This window comes from Mesorhizobium koreense, assembly GCF_031656215.1.
Lineage (GTDB): Bacteria > Pseudomonadota > Alphaproteobacteria > Rhizobiales > Rhizobiaceae > Mesorhizobium_L > Mesorhizobium_L koreense.
This window is the reverse complement of the sequence record NZ_CP134228.1, coordinates 3,392,850-3,409,534: the sequence shown is the minus strand read 5'-3', so window position 1 is coordinate 3,409,534 and position 16,685 is coordinate 3,392,850. Positions and strand designations below refer to the sequence as shown.

The following is a 16,685-nucleotide window of genomic DNA, read 5'->3' as shown; positions in this document are numbered from 1 at the left end:
GAGGACACTGATTGAAAGTCAGTTGGCCGCTCACGGCGACGGCGTGCTCTCCGTTCTCGGCCAATATCGGCGCGAAGACGCGGTCGCCGCATGGCATGAGACGATCCGAGGCGTGGAGGAGTTCATCAATCTCCCGAAATTCGGGGTCGCCGACGATCGGCTCCGTGCCTGGTTGTGCGCGGTTCGATTGGACGATGCGTTTGTTTCGAATCCGGGGCCGACCTGGCTAGCCGTCCGTCAGGCGCTCGCGCCACATCTCGAGCCGTCCGTCATCTCTCGCTTCACGCGGGTTATGCTCTACGCTGGTGCGATGCGCGCGGCCTTTGCCGAGCATGGCCTGGACGCCCGTAGTGCAGCCATCACGCTCGACACGATAGGCGGGGCGGTCGACTACTTTCAGTCGCGGCGACGGCACTTCGTCTCGCTGCTGTACACCATGCCCTACGCATGTTCCGGCTCGCTCGTTCTCCAGCCCTACGACGCTCTGACCGTTCTCATGCCGCAGGTCGAGCATAGCTGCATCGCCATCACCGGCTTCCATCAAAAGCTTGCGCTGCTCGAGGTTCTGCCGGATTTCAGTCTGGACGTCGACCACGTCGGCGCCATGGCGAGCCACTGCCTCGAGACTTTGGACGACTATTTTCTCGAACCGGAGCGCGCGTCGATCCATGTGATGGCGGAATTGCGTGGCGACCAGTTCACGATGCCCGCCATGGAGGCGCTGGATCGAAGGAAGATCTTTTCGGCCGCCGAACTGCGCAATGGCGTGAAACTGATCGGGGCGACCTACGAGGCCTTCGGCCTGAAGGACTCCGATTTTTCCGCAATGGGCCTGCTGGTGATCGCCTTTGCGCGCCATTGCCGCGACGACTATTACGTCGAGATCGCAAAGGAGAAGTTTCGATCGATGCTGCGGGCGCAATCCGAGCTGGACCCCATCGAGCTTGAGATACTGCTCGTCAACAAGCCTTCGGACTATGCGACGAACACCAATGCCTATCAGCCCTTCCTGGACCAGGGGGATCGGATCGTCTCGAACGTCAATCTTCTGTCGCGCTTCCTCTACGCGTTCAAGAATGTTCATCTGGGCAGCCGCCGGCGCTTCCAGATCCACGCGGGGTTCATCTTCGAGGACATGGTGAAACGCGACCTCGAACGCATGGGCTTCACCGTGACGGACATCAAGCGGATCAACCGGAAGGAATTCGATGTCGTCGCGACGCGCAACGGGGTCATCTTCAACATCCAGTGTAAGAATAACTGGATCGATCTCTCGAAGATTGAGGCTGAGCGCACGCTGTTCGTCAGATATAACCGTTCCCTGACGAACTACTATGCTCGCGCACTCAAGAAGGAGCGCGGCCGTGAAGATCTGCTGAAACAGGAACTGGGCTTGGACAAGGTCATGCATTACGTGATCAGCCGCTTTCCAGTGATCGGCGCGGACCCGGCGGTGATCAACTACAATCAGATCGATCGGCTTCGTTTCGCGGGGCGGGCGGGGGCATGACGAATCCCGCGGATATTCGCGATCTGCTCGTGCGGTTCACGGGGCCCGACCTGACGCAGACGCTTGCGCGGATCGAGAGCAAGGTGCGCGGTGTGGCAGCGAAGGATTGCGCAGGCTTTCTGGAGGGCGCCGGCGTGGGTCGGGAGGCATTGGCCGCGGCGGCCGAAATGAAGCGCCTGGCCGGGCAGGTCAATGTGACCATCCATGCGCTTGGCATCCTGCTCTGCCTTCCGCACATCCTCGAACCGGATGAGCGGGTCGAATATGTATCGCTTGGAGCCGGGAATACCGGGCGCGATTTCGATCTGGAGACCAACCTGCGGGTCGCCGAGTTCAAATTCATTCGGTGGCGGGGCGGCGCGGAGTCGATCCGCCAGAATTCCGTGTTCAAGGATTATCTGCTGCTCGCCGAGCATCCGACGGCGAAGCGAAAATATCTCTATCTGCTCGGCACCGAACATGCGCTCAAATTCCTGCGGGGCGGTCGCGCTCTGTCGAGTGTGCTGAGCCGTAACGATAAGCTGCAGAAGATGTTCGCGGATCGCTTTGGCGAGGCGTTCCGGACGGTCGGTGACTATTACGCGGTCCACGCCGGCGCTGTGCAGATCGACGATGTCTCGCCGTGGCTTTCGGAGTTGGCGGAAGAGTTGATCGCGGAGCCCGACGCTGGCGCGGACGACTAGGGGGCGGGGCGAGTGACGCGCGTGCGGCGTGCGGCGCGGCCCGCTGGCGGGCGCGTCGCGGTCAGGAGTGCTTCTTCCGCGGATTTCTGCGGTCCCATGAAGTCCATGCGATCGTCGATATAGGCGCCGAACACGCGCGCATCTTCGGATGATGGCATCGGGACCGCATGTGTGAGCGGAAGAAACGCCGTCAACGCGATGCGATAGAGCGGCGCGGCATATTCGAAGATCGTCCGTTGGGGCGTGGGGAGAAAGAGATTGCTGCGCTCGACGGGATTGCCGTGAAGGAAGTCGTTCCGGCATTCGTAGAGCACTTGATAGAGCCAGGAGGCCAATGTGCGCTTTACCTTGGTCTTGCCGCCTGTGTCGTGGACGAGCTGGCTGCACTCCGTCTCCGCCCAGGGCGTCCGCTCGATCATCTCGAACACCTTGTCGCGGTTGGCCTGGCCGCTTCCGCCGGGATGCACGAGAATCTCGAAAGCGCTGACCCAGAGGGAGACGACCCGACCGACGTCGTAGAACGTCGTATCGGTCCCGGCCGGCAAGAGGGAGGCTTGGTACGCCATGTTGAGCGAACGCATCAGCGCGACATCCTCCCAGGCAGGCTCCGCCGCTTCGTAGCGGCAACGCCAGCGAGCCATGAGCGCTGCTAGGAGGGGCTGGTCGATATCTCTTTCGCCGAGTGACGTGCGGAACAGGGCCGGCGACGATTGTCCCTTGAAGCGAGAGAGCTCATGCGTGCCGAAGATCGCCGGGGTGTTGCCGATCACATCCTCATAGTGTCGGTCGAGCATCCAGGGGTAGATCGCGAAGGCCTCGCCGAACAGCACGCGATGCCCGCGTGGATGTCGGAGTTCCTGCGCCCGGCCGTGAGTGACCGCCGAGAGCGCGATAAGGTCGCGGAAGCTCGCCAGCGCCGTCACGTCGCGAAAGATCGGAGGCGCGGCCGCGTCGAGGATCAGGACCGAGGGCTCGAACTTCTCTCCGAAATTATCTGCAAAGCGGTTGAGGAAGCGTCTGAACGAGGGATACGCCCGCTTGAGGGCCGCAACGCGAGGGTCATTCGCGGGCGCGAGCGCCGCGATCTCACAGCCGATGGCAACTTCCAGCGGAATATTCGGCAGGACGAATACCGGCGTCCAATCGGCAGCAGTCATGTGTTATTCCTGTCTCGACGGGCAAGCGCCTGCAGTCGCTGAAGTATTTGTGTTTACAATATGCTGGAACAACAATGAACGATATCAAACGGGAAGACGCAGGAGAGAAGGCTGCGAGAAGCGATCGCGCGCCGTTGACGGTTCTCGTCCGCGGCGCCGAGAAGACATTCGATAATGCAGAGCGCCTTTTTTTCGAGGCGGAACTCTTGGCGAGAGCGGGCGCGGTGGCGCGTGCCCTTTGCCTCCACCAGATCTCCCTCGAGGAGTGCTCGAAGGTCAACAACCTCGGTGCCTGGGCGGTCAGCTTGGTTCTTGGGTTGGAAGTCAATCAGAAGAAGGTGCTGGCCGCCTTCGGCCGTCACGCTGCCAAGAACAAATCGAATGCGTACATGCTGAAGGGCTCGGAGGCAGAAACCGATGCGAAGGCCCGTGGCGATTGGGAGGCTGCCGTGGAGGCGTTCAGGCAGACCCAGGATGAGTTTCACGAGACGTCGAACCGAGCCAAGAACGCCTCCTTGTACGTGGACTGGGTTGACGGTGAATTCGCCGCGCCAAGCGAGCGCATCACCAAGCAGATGCTGGCCGAGATTACGGAGCGAAACGCTGAATTTCTCGGCTATGCCCAAAACGGCCTGAAGATGCTCAGACGGCTGGAGGCGTCACCGGAAGAAATGAAGGGGTTGCTCTCGGGTTTCGTCGAACAGGCGGAAAAGCTCCGCGAAGAGAAGCCGGACGACTTTATGGCGGCAATGGAGACATTGCTGTCGGACTTCCTGGAAAAGGGAAAGCGGAAGCTAAAGGGTTAGAGACTTTTGAGAGGCCAAGGTCGAATCAGTTCCCGCCCTCGGCGACGCCGGCGTGGCGGAGCAGGTCGCCGATGCTGTCGGTTCCGATCTGACAGCGGGCGATCACACGGTCGTAGGAAATGACGTGACCCCCGCGTCCTCGTTCCGTGGTGCATATGACTACGTGCTGGAGGGCGATGCGCTCAAGGGCCGTCTTGGCTGCTGCACCACCGGGCTGGTGCAGTTCAGGCGCATCAAAGTCCGCGAGCCGCACTTCGATCCATTCCTTGGGATCGGCTGTCGCGCCGACGCAAAGACTATCTCCATCACCAACATATTGGACGACACCGGAGAAGCGGACGCCGGCCTGGCTCGGCAGCGGCGCCTCGCATGGGTCGGCATGCGCGCTGGCAATCGGGCCGAGCAGCCCGAGTATGCCGGCGACGGCGATAGTGCGACCGCTCACGCGGCTTGCTTCAATGTGTTGTTGGCCTTCTTTTTCTTGAGCAGCGCGCGAACGAACCTGTCCCACTTGGCCATGCCAGCGCGCTTTTCGACCATGTAGTGCCAGCGGTCGTAGTGCTTGGAGCTGACGTCCTGGAGGGCGTGGTTTTGGAGGCGATCGCGGATTTCCTTCGATACGCCAGCCTTGCCGGCGAGCGTTTTGAAAGTCCGGCGGAGATCGCGGTTCGTCGCATAGGGGATCACGCCGCGGTCCCGTTGACGCCAGACGAAGCTATACAGCGTGCCGTGACTGACGGGCTTCTTCGGGTCTTTGGCGGAAGGGAAGAACCAGCCGTATTCATTAGGCGTGATTGACTCGATCAGTTCGGCGGCGAGCGAGGGTACTGGGACGGCGTGGGGCTGCTCGTTCTTGGTCTTGGACCAATCGATGATCCGCTCCTTGGCGTCCCATTGATCGACGTGGAGGCGGGCAATCTCCTCGACGCGCTGGCCAGTCAGCATGATGAGTTGTACGGCGCGCGGATACGCCGGATGGACCGGCGTGTCCGGGCAGTCCAGCCAGCGGTAGAGCTGCACGAACTCGTCCTCATCGAGCCAGCGAGTGCCTTTGACCTTGGGTTCTGTCGGAATGCCCGTTGCGGGATTGAAGGGAAGACGGAACCGGCGTGAGGATTGCTGCCGATAATCGTTGTCGGACTTCATGCCCCAGCTAAAGGCGGCGTGAAGGTAGGAGCGCACATGGTCGGCCATCGACTTTGCGCCACGCTCATAGATCGGGCGGATCAGCTCGATGATTTCCTCGGCCTCGATCTCGCGGGCGAGGCGGTTGCGCCCGAGCGTGTCGGCGACCTTGTTAAGGCCCTTTTCCGTTTCCTTCCAGGACGGCTTGCCGGCTTCCTTGAGCGCCGCGACATAACCCTCGAAAAGATCAGCAACCGTGCCAAGACGCGTATCGGTCGCGATCTTGATGCTTCGGCCCTTCTGGATGACGTCGGCAAAGTCGCGCTTGTAGATCTCACGGGCCTGCGCCAGCGACATCGACGGATAGGCGCCGATCTTCTTCTTTGTGCGTTTGCCGTCGCGCCATTGCTGGGCCATCCAGTCGGCGGTGACACGCTTCGGCATGGGCTTGAGAACGAGGACGAGACGGCCGGTGCCGCGTCCTTCGCCATCGGCCAAGTTTTCTTGTTTGCGGCTGATCTCGACGCGCTTCAGTGCATGTCGGATCGCGGTGTCGGTTAGGGCGGGCATGGCGTTTCCTCCTTTCCGGAACTGGGATCGGTCGAGGAGAAACAGGGATCGCTAGCTGGGAGCGGAAGGCCGTTTTCTACCCCTATTACAGCCCCCAATTTGCCAAAACCGCCCCCACTACGCAATGCCAAAATGGCGCAATTTTGCTAGTGTTTCAGCGTGTTTGAGCGTGATCCAGCGTGATTGAAAACGGGTGAGTGGGGTGGTTATGCACGAGGATGATTGCCGTGGCCGACAGTTCCAGAGCCCGGCGTACCACTTCGCGCGGGTAGACCGGCGTATGGTCGACCGTGCCGGTCTGCTGCACTTCGTCGGCGATGAGCGCGTTCTTCTTGTCGAGGAAGAGGATACGGAATTGCTCGATCGTCTCGAAGGCCATGGAGGTGCGGCAATAGTCGATCACCTGGCCCCATGAGGTAAGCACCTGGCGACCCTTGATGCCGCTTTTTGCCATGCGCTGGGCGGCGGCGGCGATGATCTTCAGTTCGAGCGCGGCCGCATCGCCGATCCCCTTTACCTCGCGCAAAAGATGAACAGGCGCGCCCAATACCTCGGCAAGAGAGCCGAATCGCGCGATCAGCGCCTTGGCAAGCGGCTTGGTGTCGCTCTGCCTAAAGGCTCGGAACAGGATCAGCTCCAACATCTCGTAGTCGGCGAGTGCATCCGGGCCGGCCTCGAGGAAGCGGGCGCGCAGCCTTTCGCGATGTCCGTGATAATGCGGCTTTTCGGTTCGCGTCGGCTCTGTCGGCCGCAACTGCGCTTCGCCGAAAAATCCGCGTTCGTCCTCTTCGGAAGTCATGATCCGTCGCCGCACCCCCGCCGGCGAACCCATGCCGGCAGTGGTGAGCTTAAAGCATGTCTCCCGAAAGTGGGAACCGGTTTCGGGATAAAGACATGCGTAAAATCAAGAATCTAAAGCGTATGGAGAGAATCTGAAAGATCGCGACACGCCTTAGTTGCCGAGGCCGGGCCGGTCGAGGCCCGCCGGCGAAAGCGTGAAGATTTCGCACCCGTCTTTCGTCACGCCCACCGTGTGCTCATATTGCGCCGAGAGCGAACGGTCGCGCGTCACAGCGGTCCAGCCGTCGGACAGCACCTTCACATGCGGACGGCCGAGATTGATCATCGGCTCGATCGTGAAGATCATGCCTTCGCGCATCTCCACCCCCTCGTTGGGACTGCCATAGTGCAGGATGTTCGGTGCGTCGTGGAAAAGGCGGCCGACGCCGTGGCCGCAGAAATCGCGCACCACCGAACAGCGTTCGCCTTCGGCATAGGCCTGGATGGCCGCGCCGATCGCGCCGGTGCGCGCACCGGGGCGGACAGCGGCAATACCGAGCATCAGGCATTCATGCGTCACTTCGAGAAGTCGTTCCGCAGCCCGCTTGATCTGGCCGACGGGATACATGCGGCTCGAATCGCCATGCCAGCCATCGAGGATGTAGGTGACGTCGATGTTGACGATGTCGCCCTCGCGCAGCGGCTTTGCATCCGGGATGCCATGGCAGACGACGTGATTGATCGAGGTGCAGACCGATTTGGTGTAGCCACGATAATTAAGCGTCGCGGGGAGCGCGCCGTGGTCCATGCCATATTCGAAGACGAAGCGGTCGATCCTCTCGGTCGGCACACCCGGAGCGACGATGCCGGCAAGTTCGTCCAGGCACCGCGCCGTCAGATCGCAGGCTTTGCGCATGCCCTCAAAACCGGCTCCGTCGTAGAGGCGGATCTGGCCGGTATTTTTCAGCGGGGCCGTGTCGGCGTCGAGATAGGTGACCATGGATACCGGAAGGAAAGGGAGCGAACAGCCCAAGATTTGGCATTTGTCGCGGCCCGCTTCAACCCCTGTTAGCGTTACGCGCTAACCCGGTAGCGGCTTTCGCCCTGTCATCTTCCGCAAGCTCGATGCCGCGATCAGGGTATTGCGCGCATGCGCTTGGTGGATGCGGGCGCGGAGCATTTTCCGGAACGCCTTGAATATCCTCGTCATCTGCGGATGCTTGTAGGGATAGAGGTCGGGCGGGTCCATGTCGTGCACGATCATGGCGGTGTCCGTCTCGAAGATCAGAAGTTTTCCTTCCCGCGTCTCGGCGCAATCGACGGCGAAATACTCGAGACCAGCAAGTGCGGCGATGTCGGCGAGTGCCTCCCGGTGCCTTGCGGCGAAGCCTACGCTGAATGCCGCCATCAGCGCGGCTTCCTCGGCGCGTTTGGCAGCGCTTTCCGCCATGCCGGCATTCAGGTAGTGCAGCATCCAGTGCCGCCCGATTGCGACATGCGCAAGAAAGGGCCGGCCGTCGATCAGCACGATTCGGAACTTGCGGAAAAGGCCGTCGGCATCGCGATAGTCGACGAAGCGCGAGATGGAGAAATCTTCGCCTTGTTGCGTTCTGAGATAGGCGCCGACGGCGGCGGGCGTATCGAGCTTGCTCAACCCGTGGCCGGCGTGGGAGCCGACCGGCCGGGCGATGATCGGGTAGGCGCCTTCGCCCAGGAGATCGACGGGTCCGGCCTTTTCGTTGGCCAGATTGTCCAGCATTGCCCGATCGACGCGAATCGTCACCGGCACGTCGAGCCCGCGTCCGGGGGACAACGTCGTCGCCAGTTTCTCGCGCGTCAGCTTGAGCACGTCTGCCGGCCGATTCAGGACCGGTCTCGGCCAACGGTCGAGCGCTGGCTGCAACGACGCGAGGATCGGCTTGCTTTCGTCGGATTCGCCGATCCCGACCAGCAATATGTCGTGAGGCGGAACGAGTTCGGGCAGGTTCCCATCCGGCGACAGATAGAGCGTGTCGAGCGTGACGCCCGCGCCTTCGAGCAGGAACTGGACCGGCGTGTTGGCCATGAAGTCTCCCGGGACGGCGAGCATCAATAGCTTTAGTGGCGGCTCCGCGGTTCCGGTTGCGGACTGGCGAAACAGCCGGCTGATGCGAAGCGCATCCTGCTGGCAGTCAAGTCCCTCCTGCCGTTTTCCGTTCAGCATCAGGATCGTAGCGAGATCGAAGAGTGCGGCGGCATCCTCCTGGTCCCGTTCGAGGCGGGCGAGCAGTTCCGTTATAATGGTGCCATAGTCACCGCCGCCGAAGCCGATGGCGAACAGGCGCGCAAGCCCGATCGTCTCAGGCAGGGCGAGATCGTATTTGCTGATTTCCATTTTGGACTCCGCGCGATGCGGCCCGACAGGACGCCGGCCATAAGAACTGTCGGCGGCAAGATGGTCTTCGGAGCTTGCGCAGGACTGGCTCGGCGCGGAGCCCTTGGGGGAGTCTGGGGTAGGGGGAGCATTGTTCGCGAAGGCGATTTGCGGCTATGGAGTAGCGATGCCGGCTCTACAGACGGCGAAGGGACGGATCGATGAACGCGAAGCCTGCCAGCATGCGCCCGAAACCATGGACGGAAGTAGCGCCCACCCTGGTCGATGTCGCCATGGGGCGGAGGAAAGCCGACATCGTCGTGCGCAACGGGCGCTGGGTGAATGTCCATTCCGGCGAGATCGTCCCGGCGACGGACCTCGCCATTGTGGAAGGCCGTTTTGCCTATTGCGGCCCCGATGCCTCGCACGCGATCGGGGAGAATACACGCGTGGTCGACGCCGGCGGGCGCTATCTCGTGCCGGGCCTCTGCGATGCGCATATGCATGTCGAGTCCGGCATGGTGACGGTGACGGAGTTCTGCCGCGCCGTCATCCCGCACGGCACGACCTCGATGTTCGTCGATCCGCACGAGATCGCCAATGTGCTTGGGCTGGAGGGCGTGCGCCTGATGCATGACGAGGCGCTTGCCATGCCGACCAACGTCTACGTCCAGATGCCGTCCTGCGTGCCGTCCGCGCCGGGACTGGAGCATGGCGGCGCCGTGCTCGGGCCTGATGACGTGGCCGAGGCGATGACATGGGAAAACATCATCGGGCTTGGCGAGGTGATGAATTTTCCCGGCGTCGCGGCGAACGATCCGACGATGGTCGGCGAGATCGCAGCGACGGTGAAGGCAGGGCGTACGGTTGGCGGCCACTATGCCTCACCGGACCTCGGCCTGCCGTTCCATGGCTATGTTGCCGGCGGTCCGGAGGACGATCACGAGGGGACGCGCGCCGAAGACGCCGTCGCCCGCGTGCGTCAGGGCATGAAGGCGATGCTGAGGCTAGGCTCCGCCTGGTACGACGTTGCCGAGCAGATCAAGGCCGTGACCGAGCGCGGTCTCGATCCGCGGAATTTCATCCTCTGCACCGACGACAGCCATTCCGGCACGCTGGTTCATGACGGGCATATGGACCGCGTGGTGCGCCACGCCATCGAGCAGGGGCTGAAGCCGGTCACGGCGATCCAGATGGCAACACTCAACGCCGCCCAGCATTTCAGGCTGGAGCGCGAGTTGGGCTCGATCGCGCCCGGAAGGCTGGCGGATTTCCTGATCGTCTCCGACCTGCCGAAGATGGCGGTGGACGAGGTCTATGGGCGCGGCGTGCGGCTGGCGTCGAATGGGAAGCTGGAAGCCGACATTCCCGCCTATGCCTATCCGGCGGCGGCCAAGAACACCGTTCGGCTCGGCAAGAAGCTGGAAGTGGCCGATTTTGACATCGCCGCGCCGGAGGGGGCGAACGAGGTCAGGGCGAGGGTCATCGGCGTCATCGAGAACCAGGCGCCGACGCGGGCGCTGGAAGCCGATCTGCCGGTCGAGGTCGGGCACGTCGCCATGGACCGTGCGGCTGATGTCTGCCAGATCGCGGTCGTGGAACGCCATCGCGGCACCGGCGGCATCACCAACGGCTTCGTCTCCGGCTTCGGTTATTCGGAAGATTGCGCCATGGCTTCGACGGTGGCGCACGATTCGCACCACATGATCGTCGTTGGCACGAACAAGGCCGATATGGCAATGGCGGCAAACATCCTCGCCGAGAAGGGCGGCGGCGTGGTCATGGTCTCGAAGGGCAGGCAGATCGCGCTGGTCGAGATGCCAATCGCCGGCCTGATGTCGGATGAACGTGCCGAAATCGTCGCCGAAAAAGCGGCCAGGCTGACCGAGGCGATGCGGCGGATGGGCTGTACGCTCAACAACGCCTATATGCAGCATTCGCTCCTGGCGCTGGTGGTCATTCCCGAACTGCGTATTTCCGATGTCGGTATCATCGACGTGACGAAATTCGAGAAGGTCGATCTTTTTGTGTGAGGGGCGTCGGCTTCGCATGACAGGATTTACACATCGCGTCGAACAGGCGGCCGAGGCCATGCGGGCGCTCTTCCCGGAGACACCGCTTCAGCAAAGCGCCTATCTCTCACGCAAGACCGGCGCGCATGTTTTCCTGAAGCGCGAGGATTTGTCGCCAGTACGTTCATACAAGATTCGCGGCGCCTTCAATTTCTTCCGCAAGGCGCTGGCGGAAGGCGAGGGCGCTGGTCTCTTTGTCTGCGCTTCGGCGGGCAACCACGCCCAGGGTTTTGCCTTCGTCTGCCGGCATTTCGGCAAGAAAGGCGTCGTCTTCATGCCGGTGACGACACCGCAGCAGAAGATCGACAAGACAAGGATGTTCGGCGGCGATCAGGTCGAGATCAGGCTGACCGGTGACTTCTTCGACGAGTGTTATGCCGCCGCGCGCGCCTTTGCGGCCGAAACAGGTGGGCTGATGGTGCCGCCCTTTGACCACCGCGACATCATCGAGGGGCAGGCGACGGTTGCCTGCGAACTCGCCAAGCAGATACCGGCCAATCCCGATCTTGTGGTGCTGCCCGTCGGCGGCGGCGGGTTGGCCGCCGGGGTGACGGGCTATCTGGCAGATATCGGCTGGACGCCCGGTTTCCTCTTTGCCGAGCCGGCCGGGGCGCCGAGCCTCCACGAAAGTCTCGCCGCCGGAAAGCGCATGCGACTCGAAAGCGTCGACAATTTCGTCGACGGCGCGGCGGTCGGCGAGATCGGCCGCGAGAATTTCCGTCGTCTGAAGGATTTTCCGGCCGACGCGGTGAAGCTCATTCCGGAAAACCGCCTCTGCGCCACCATGATCGAGATGCTGAATATCGAGGGCGTCGTGCTGGAGCCGGCGGGGGCGCTAGCGATCGATGCGCTCAAGGATCTGCCGAGAAAGGATATTCGCGGCAAGCGCATCCTGCTCGTGGTCTCTGGCGGCAATTTCGACTTCGAGCGCCTGCCCGACGTGAAGGAGCGGGCGCTGCGCTTCGAGGGATTGAAGAAGTATTTCGTCTTCCGCTTTCCCCAACGGCCGGGCGCATTGCGAGATTTTCTCGAGCTTCTGGGCCCGGACGACGACATCGCACGCTTCGAGTATCTCAAGAAATCGGCACGCAATTTCGGCTCGGTCCTGATCGGCATCGAGACGAAGGACCGGAAGAATTTCGCCATCCTTGCCCGCCGCTTCGAGGAGGCTGGCTGGGCCTATCAGGACATCACCGACAACGAGACGATCGCGGGGCTCGTCATATGAGCGGTGCGACGGTCTACATTATCCTGTTTCGCGGCGTCGGCGGTGCGACGCAACTCCCGACCGCGAAGCTGCGGGAAAAGCTGGCTGAGGCCGGCTTCGAGAACGCGGGCACCTATATCAACAGCGGCAACGCCTATCTGAGAACCGGTATGCCACGCGGGGAGATGCTGAAGGCCGTCGCCGATATCTGCAAAAGGGAGTTCGGCTTTGACAAGCCAATCCTGGCCCTTTCCCTGGCCGAATGGCGAAAGCTGATCCGCAACAACCCCTTTCCGGAGGGCGAGAAGGAAGGCAAGACATTGCACGCCTTTGCTCTCGAAAGCGTGCCGGCCAGCGATAGGATCGCAAAACTGGAAGAACTGGCAATCGGGCGCGAGCGGTTCAAATTGGTCGGTAAGGTTCTCTACCTCCATTTGCCGGACGGATTCGGCACTTCGAAACTTGCGACCAGAACCGACAAGGTGATCGGCGTGACCGCCACCGCGAGGAACTGGAACACGGTTGTAAAGCTGCGGGAACTGGCCGAGGCCCTAGCCAGGGCCTAGCCGATCACTGGGCCTGCTTGTCGGGCTTGGGCTCGGGAGGGATTGACGTATCGGTATCCGGTGCGCTGGCCATATTCGCGGGGAACAGATAGGTCGCGACGGCGCTCAATATGAGCGTCGCGGCGGCTTGGATTTCGGGTGATGTCAGGCTCGGCGGCAGCGCGTATTTCGATCCGACCCAGCCGATCACGCCGCCGACGATGGAGCCGATGAGCTTTGAATAGTTACCCATATTGTCCTCCATGGATAACATGGAAATAGGCAGGAATGGGTCTCGGTCCACCATTTCGACACGGCGTGTTTTTTTTGCATTGCACAATAATTCCGGTTGCACTTTCCAGCGAATAGCCCCATATGCCCCGCCATGGGCGCTTGGGCCGGCTTCCGGCTTTCCCCTTCCTTGGGACTTGGTTGCGTCTGTTTTCTCCCTTTCCGATTGACGGCGAGTGGCGAAAGAGCCCCACGAGATTCGTGGGCACGACAGCGCAGCCGCGTGGGCGAATGTGCCCGCCGCCTTGTCGTTTCATCAAACAGTTTTGCGCGCGGGTTGCGCCCCGCGGCGCTTCATGCATGCGGCGGAAACGCCGCCGAAAGAAGATTATTTTGAACGAGAACACGAATACGAATTCCACTACCGAAATCTCTGGCTTTGCCCAGCTCGGCATAAGCGGCACGCTGCTTGCCGCGGCCACCCGCGTCGGCTTCGAACACCCGAAGCCGATCCAGACGCTCGCCATTCCCCCCTATCTCGCCGGCCGTGACGTGCTCGGCCTTGCCCAGACCGGTTCGGGCAAGACGGCCGCCTTCGCGCTGCCGATCCTGTCGAAAATCGTGGCGCTCGGCACAAGGCGGCTGCCGCGCACGGCGCGCGCGTTGATCCTCGCGCCGACCCGTGAGCTTGCCGTGCAGATCGAGGAGGTCTTCCGTGATCTGGCGAAGGGCCTGCATCTGTCGACCGCGCTGGTGCTCGGCGGCGTCTCGCGCGGCGGCCAGGTAAAGCGCTTGCATATGGGCGTCGACGTGCTGGTGGCGACACCCGGCCGGCTGGTCGATCTCGTACGCGAGAAAGACGTCAGCCTTGCCGAGACGCGCTTCCTGGTGCTCGACGAGGCCGACAGGATGCTCGATATGGGCTTCCTTCCGGACGTGAAGCGACTGGTGAAGGCGACGCACAGGGATCGCCAGACCTCGCTCTTTTCCGCCACCATGCCGGCGGAGATCGAGGCCCTGGCCGGCAGCCTTCTGAAGGACCCCGTCCGCGTCGAGGCCGCGCCGCAGAGCACCACCGCCAGCGAGATCGCCCAGAGCGTCGTCATGGCGCGTACGCGTCAGAAGCGCGGTATCCTCGCCGGCATGCTCGCCGACCAGGCCATGGGGCCCGTTCTCATCTTCGCGCGGACCAAGCATGGCGCCGACATAGTGACACGCAATCTGGAGCGGGACGGGTTTTCTGCCGCCGTCATCCACGGCAACAAGTCGCAGAATGCCCGCCAGCGGGCGCTGAACGGCTTTCGTGACGGCTCCGTGCGCATCCTTGTCGCGACCGACATCGCCGCGCGCGGCATCGACGTGCCGGGCATCACGCATGTGGTGAATTACGATCTGCCGGACGAGGCGGAGAGCTATGTGCACCGCATCGGCCGCACCGGCCGCAACGGCGCCGACGGCATCGCGATCTCGCTGTGCGACCCGGCGGAAACCTCCAAACTCAGGCAGGTCGAGCGGATCATCCGCATGCGCCTGCCGGTCACGGCATCGCATCTCGACCAGCCCGACCCGGCGCCGCAGCCGCGCGAGAAGCCGGCAAGGGCAGAGGGTGCCGGCCAACGCGAGCAGGATCATCGGCCGAACCGGTCGCGTCCGGCCCATAAGCCGGGCCGCAAGGGGCCTCATGGAAAGCCGGCAGGCCGGCCGCATGAGGAGAGCGGTGGCGAGAACCGCCACGCTTTGCCGAGGCAACTCATGGACAAGCCGGCGGCGAAGAAGCCCTTCCGCAACCGCAAACGCCGCGGCAATTTCCGTCGGCAGGCATCGAACGCAGCGTAAGGCGCGCCTCGTTCGTCGGGGCGTGTCGTCTCTGTCGAGCGAGGCATGACAAACTGGCGAGGCGGTTATCTCTGCTTCGCCAGCGCAATTATCCCGATCAATGCCGCCATCGCCACGACGCCCACAAACAGGCCGGATGCGGCCCCAAGGTAGGCGCCGGTGTGACCGCCGAACACGGACCCGACAAATCCGCCGACGATCAGCAGAACGAACGGTAGCAGACAGCCCGCCATTTCCAGAGCCTGCAGGGTAGGGGACGCGGAAGCGAAGCGCTGGAAGCCCCGTTTACGGCCTCAAACGAAAACGCCGCCCGATGGGCGGCGTTCCAGCATTCGGCGTCAAAACCGGATTACTTGATCTTGGTTTCCTTGAACTCGACGTGCTTGCGCGCGATCGGGTCGTATTTCTTCATCACCATCTTTTCGGTCTTGGTGCGGCTGTTCTTGCTGGTCACGTAGAAATAACCCGTGTCCGCGGAAGAGAGCAGCTTGATCTTGATGTTTGCAGCTTTCGCCATGTTGTTGGTCCGTCGATTGGAGAGATGCGCCGCATCGGCAGGGCTGTTGCCCACCACGGAAATCAGGCCGGACACATAAACGGTGTCGCTGTAAAGTCAAGAGTGGAAGTCACCGCCGAACGGGGGCCGCCGATATTCTGGAGCCGACAAGGACGATGTAGAGCGCGAAGAAAACCGCCAGCGTGATGGCGAAGCCGTTCGGTCCGAGCCGATCCATGCCGATGCCGATCGCCTGTGGTCCGGCAAGCATGCCGAGACCATAGCAGAATACGAAAGCGGCATTCGCCGAGGCGAGATCGCGGCCGGACAATTTCGAGCCGAGATGGGCAAGCCCGATCGTGTAGAGGCCGGCCACGACGCCGCCCCATACGAACAGCATTGCCGCGGTTGCCATCCAATTCGCCGAGATGAAGGGAAGCACAATCATGCCGGCGAGGCCGATCACCGCGCAACCGGCGAGTAGCAGCCTGCGGTCGTGGATGCGGTCGCTGACGAGCCCGAGCGGGATCTGCAGGATAACGTTGCCGAGCCCGACCACTGTGAGGAGCAGCGCCGCATCCGCCTCCGAATAACCGATACGGCTGCCGTAGACCGGGAAGAGGGCGAAGCCCCCCGTCTCCACCGCTCCGAAGACGAGCACGGCCGCGGTCGCCGTGGGTACCAGCAAAAGATAACGCCAGAAGCCCTGGCCGTGCCCTTCACCGTGCATTGCCGGGCTTTGGCGCCAGGCGGCAAGGACGGGGAGAGCCGCCGCGATCACCAGCGCAAAGGCGATGCCGAAGGGCAGGAAGCCGTCGCTGCCGACGCGCGCGAACAACCATGGTCCGAAGGCGAAGCCGAGCGAAAGCACGGTCGCATAGACGCCGAGCACCAGTCCGCGCCGGTGCGGCGGAGCCGACGTGTTGATCCAGAATTCCGAGAGAATGAAAAGCACGGTCAGCGCTGTGTGCAGAATGGCGCGCAGCGGAAACCACATCCAGAAGGCCGGAGCGAAATAGAAGCCGATGAAGGCGAACGCACCCGCCACGATCATGACGAGCATGGTCGGGACCACGCCGAAGCGTGTGGCAAGCGGCGTCGTGATGGGAGCGGCGGCAATGGACGCAAGGCCGGCAACTGCCGTGTTGGCGCCGATCACCGTGGCGGAATAGCCCCGATTTTCCAGAATGACGCTGAGAAGCGGCATGCCAAGCCCGATCGCGATGCCGACTGCGCTGATCGAAGCAATCGCCGCCGACACCGCCAGCCACCTGATCGCCGAGTCACCGTGCGCCGCTGCCGTCTCCGTCATCG

Annotated in this window: 17 protein-coding genes; 7 read left to right on the top strand and 10 right to left on the bottom strand. The window is 62.5% G+C overall.

Going from position 1 to position 16,685, the window contains the following annotated elements; genetic code table 11:
- Positions 1-22 precede the first annotated feature (22 nt).
- Positions 23-1,510, top strand: a complete 1,488-nt coding sequence (locus tag RBH77_RS16260) for a PDDEXK family nuclease (RefSeq protein ID WP_311028627.1) — start codon at positions 23-25, stop codon at positions 1,508-1,510.
- On the top strand, positions 1,507-2,193 hold the full coding sequence (locus tag RBH77_RS16255; protein ID WP_311028626.1) for a hypothetical protein: 687 nt from the start codon (positions 1,507-1,509) through the stop codon (positions 2,191-2,193). The genes RBH77_RS16260 and RBH77_RS16255 overlap by 4 nt, the downstream gene beginning before the upstream one ends.
- Here the strand turns inward: RBH77_RS16255 and RBH77_RS16250 are convergent.
- The gene (locus RBH77_RS16250; protein WP_311028625.1) at positions 2,190-3,350 is read right to left on the bottom strand and encodes a hypothetical protein; all 1,161 of its coding nucleotides are present in this window, start codon (positions 3,348-3,350) and stop codon (positions 2,190-2,192) included. The genes RBH77_RS16255 and RBH77_RS16250 overlap by 4 nt on opposite strands.
- A gap of 134 nt (positions 3,351-3,484) precedes the next feature.
- Here RBH77_RS16250 and RBH77_RS16245 point away from each other — a divergent pair, with 134 nt between their 5' ends.
- Positions 3,485-4,156 carry an AbiV family abortive infection protein gene (locus RBH77_RS16245; RefSeq protein ID WP_311028624.1) on the top strand — a complete coding sequence of 224 codons (672 nt, stop codon included), beginning with the start codon at positions 3,485-3,487 and terminating at the stop codon, positions 4,154-4,156.
- Between the two features lie 25 nt (positions 4,157-4,181).
- On the opposite strand, the gene RBH77_RS16240 is transcribed toward RBH77_RS16245, so the two are convergent.
- From RBH77_RS16240 to RBH77_RS16220, 5 genes are all read right to left on the bottom strand, one after another.
- Positions 4,182-4,601, bottom strand: coding sequence for a thermonuclease family protein (locus tag RBH77_RS16240; protein WP_311028623.1), 420 nt, complete (start codon positions 4,599-4,601; stop codon positions 4,182-4,184).
- A complete protein-coding gene (locus RBH77_RS16235) occupies positions 4,598-5,851 on the bottom strand; it encodes a tyrosine-type recombinase/integrase (protein WP_311028622.1) in 1,254 nt (417 codons plus the stop codon). The genes RBH77_RS16240 and RBH77_RS16235 overlap by 4 nt, the downstream gene beginning before the upstream one ends.
- Positions 5,852-6,005: 154 nt before the next feature.
- Positions 6,006-6,650, bottom strand: coding sequence for a JAB domain-containing protein (locus RBH77_RS16230; protein ID WP_311028621.1), 645 nt, complete (start codon positions 6,648-6,650; stop codon positions 6,006-6,008).
- Between the two features lie 153 nt (positions 6,651-6,803).
- Positions 6,804-7,631 carry a type I methionyl aminopeptidase gene (gene map, locus RBH77_RS16225; protein ID WP_311032580.1) on the bottom strand — a complete coding sequence of 276 codons (828 nt, stop codon included), beginning with the start codon at positions 7,629-7,631 and terminating at the stop codon, positions 6,804-6,806.
- An 81-nt stretch (positions 7,632-7,712) separates the two neighbouring features.
- On the bottom strand, positions 7,713-9,005 hold the full coding sequence (locus RBH77_RS16220; RefSeq protein ID WP_311028620.1) for an ATP-grasp domain-containing protein: 1,293 nt from the start codon (positions 9,003-9,005) through the stop codon (positions 7,713-7,715).
- A gap of 200 nt (positions 9,006-9,205) precedes the next feature.
- On the opposite strand from RBH77_RS16220, the gene ade reads away from it, so the two are divergent.
- Genes ade through RBH77_RS16205 form a run of 3 tightly spaced genes read left to right on the top strand, consistent with a single transcriptional unit; the run spans position 9,206 to position 12,829 of the window.
- On the top strand, positions 9,206-11,017 hold the full coding sequence (gene ade, locus RBH77_RS16215) for an adenine deaminase (protein ID WP_311028618.1): 1,812 nt from the start codon (positions 9,206-9,208) through the stop codon (positions 11,015-11,017).
- 16 nt (positions 11,018-11,033) lie between these two features.
- Positions 11,034-12,284 (top strand): threonine ammonia-lyase IlvA, encoded by a 1,251-nt coding sequence (gene ilvA / locus RBH77_RS16210; protein ID WP_311028617.1) that lies wholly within the window; start codon positions 11,034-11,036, stop codon positions 12,282-12,284.
- Positions 12,281-12,829 carry a DUF1697 domain-containing protein gene (locus tag RBH77_RS16205; protein ID WP_311028616.1) on the top strand — a complete coding sequence of 183 codons (549 nt, stop codon included), beginning with the start codon at positions 12,281-12,283 and terminating at the stop codon, positions 12,827-12,829. Before ilvA ends, RBH77_RS16205 begins: the two co-directional genes overlap by 4 nt.
- 4 nt (positions 12,830-12,833) lie before the next feature.
- On the opposite strand, the gene RBH77_RS16200 is transcribed toward RBH77_RS16205, so the two are convergent.
- Entirely contained in the window at positions 12,834-13,061 is a 228-nt protein-coding gene (locus tag RBH77_RS16200) for a hypothetical protein (protein WP_311028615.1), read from the bottom strand.
- A 368-nt stretch (positions 13,062-13,429) separates the two neighbouring features.
- Between RBH77_RS16200 and RBH77_RS16195 the strand changes: the two genes are divergently transcribed.
- Positions 13,430-14,875 (top strand): DEAD/DEAH box helicase, encoded by a 1,446-nt coding sequence (locus RBH77_RS16195; protein WP_311032579.1) that lies wholly within the window; start codon positions 13,430-13,432, stop codon positions 14,873-14,875.
- Positions 14,876-14,940: 65 nt separating this feature from the next.
- Here the strand turns inward: RBH77_RS16195 and RBH77_RS16190 are convergent, their stop codons facing one another.
- The 3 genes from RBH77_RS16190 to RBH77_RS16180 form a co-directional block, all read right to left on the bottom strand.
- Entirely contained in the window at positions 14,941-15,108 is a 168-nt protein-coding gene (locus RBH77_RS16190) for a hypothetical protein (protein ID WP_311028614.1), read from the bottom strand.
- A gap of 116 nt (positions 15,109-15,224) precedes the next feature.
- Positions 15,225-15,392: a 50S ribosomal protein L33 gene (rpmG, locus tag RBH77_RS16185; protein WP_311028613.1), complete on the bottom strand. Its 168-nt coding sequence runs from the start codon at positions 15,390-15,392 to the stop codon at positions 15,225-15,227.
- Between the two features lie 109 nt (positions 15,393-15,501).
- Complete coding sequence (locus tag RBH77_RS16180) at positions 15,502-16,683, bottom strand: MFS transporter (RefSeq protein WP_311028612.1); 1,182 nt, start codon at positions 16,681-16,683, stop codon at positions 15,502-15,504.
- Positions 16,684-16,685: the final 2 nt, after the last annotated feature.

What these genes read in the sequence shown, in the direction of transcription:
- RBH77_RS16255 (WP_311028626.1), top strand. Translation starts at nt 1,507, where the DNA reads ATGACGAATCCCGCGGATATTCGCGATCTGCTCGTGCGGTTCACGGGG.
- RBH77_RS16250 (WP_311028625.1), bottom strand. Translation starts at nt 3,350, where the DNA reads ATGACTGCTGCCGATTGGACGCCGGTATTCGTCCTGCCGAATATTCCG.
- RBH77_RS16235 (WP_311028622.1), bottom strand. Translation starts at nt 5,851, where the DNA reads ATGCCCGCCCTAACCGACACCGCGATCCGACATGCACTGAAGCGCGTC.
- RBH77_RS16230 (WP_311028621.1), bottom strand. Translation starts at nt 6,650, where the DNA reads ATGACTTCCGAAGAGGACGAACGCGGATTTTTCGGCGAAGCGCAGTTG.
- map (WP_311032580.1), bottom strand. Translation starts at nt 7,631, where the DNA reads ATGGTCACCTATCTCGACGCCGACACGGCCCCGCTGAAAAATACCGGC.
- RBH77_RS16220 (WP_311028620.1), bottom strand. Translation starts at nt 9,005, where the DNA reads ATGGAAATCAGCAAATACGATCTCGCCCTGCCTGAGACGATCGGGCTT.
- ade (WP_311028618.1), top strand. Translation starts at nt 9,206, where the DNA reads ATGAACGCGAAGCCTGCCAGCATGCGCCCGAAACCATGGACGGAAGTA.
- ilvA (WP_311028617.1), top strand. Translation starts at nt 11,034, where the DNA reads ATGACAGGATTTACACATCGCGTCGAACAGGCGGCCGAGGCCATGCGG.
- RBH77_RS16205 (WP_311028616.1), top strand. Translation starts at nt 12,281, where the DNA reads ATGAGCGGTGCGACGGTCTACATTATCCTGTTTCGCGGCGTCGGCGGT.
- RBH77_RS16200 (WP_311028615.1), bottom strand. Translation starts at nt 13,061, where the DNA reads ATGGGTAACTATTCAAAGCTCATCGGCTCCATCGTCGGCGGCGTGATC.
- RBH77_RS16190 (WP_311028614.1), bottom strand. Translation starts at nt 15,108, where the DNA reads ATGGCGGGCTGTCTGCTACCGTTCGTTCTGCTGATCGTCGGCGGATTT.
- rpmG (WP_311028613.1), bottom strand. Translation starts at nt 15,392, where the DNA reads ATGGCGAAAGCTGCAAACATCAAGATCAAGCTGCTCTCTTCCGCGGAC.
- RBH77_RS16180 (WP_311028612.1), bottom strand. Translation starts at nt 16,683, where the DNA reads ATGACGGAGACGGCAGCGGCGCACGGTGACTCGGCGATCAGGTGGCTG.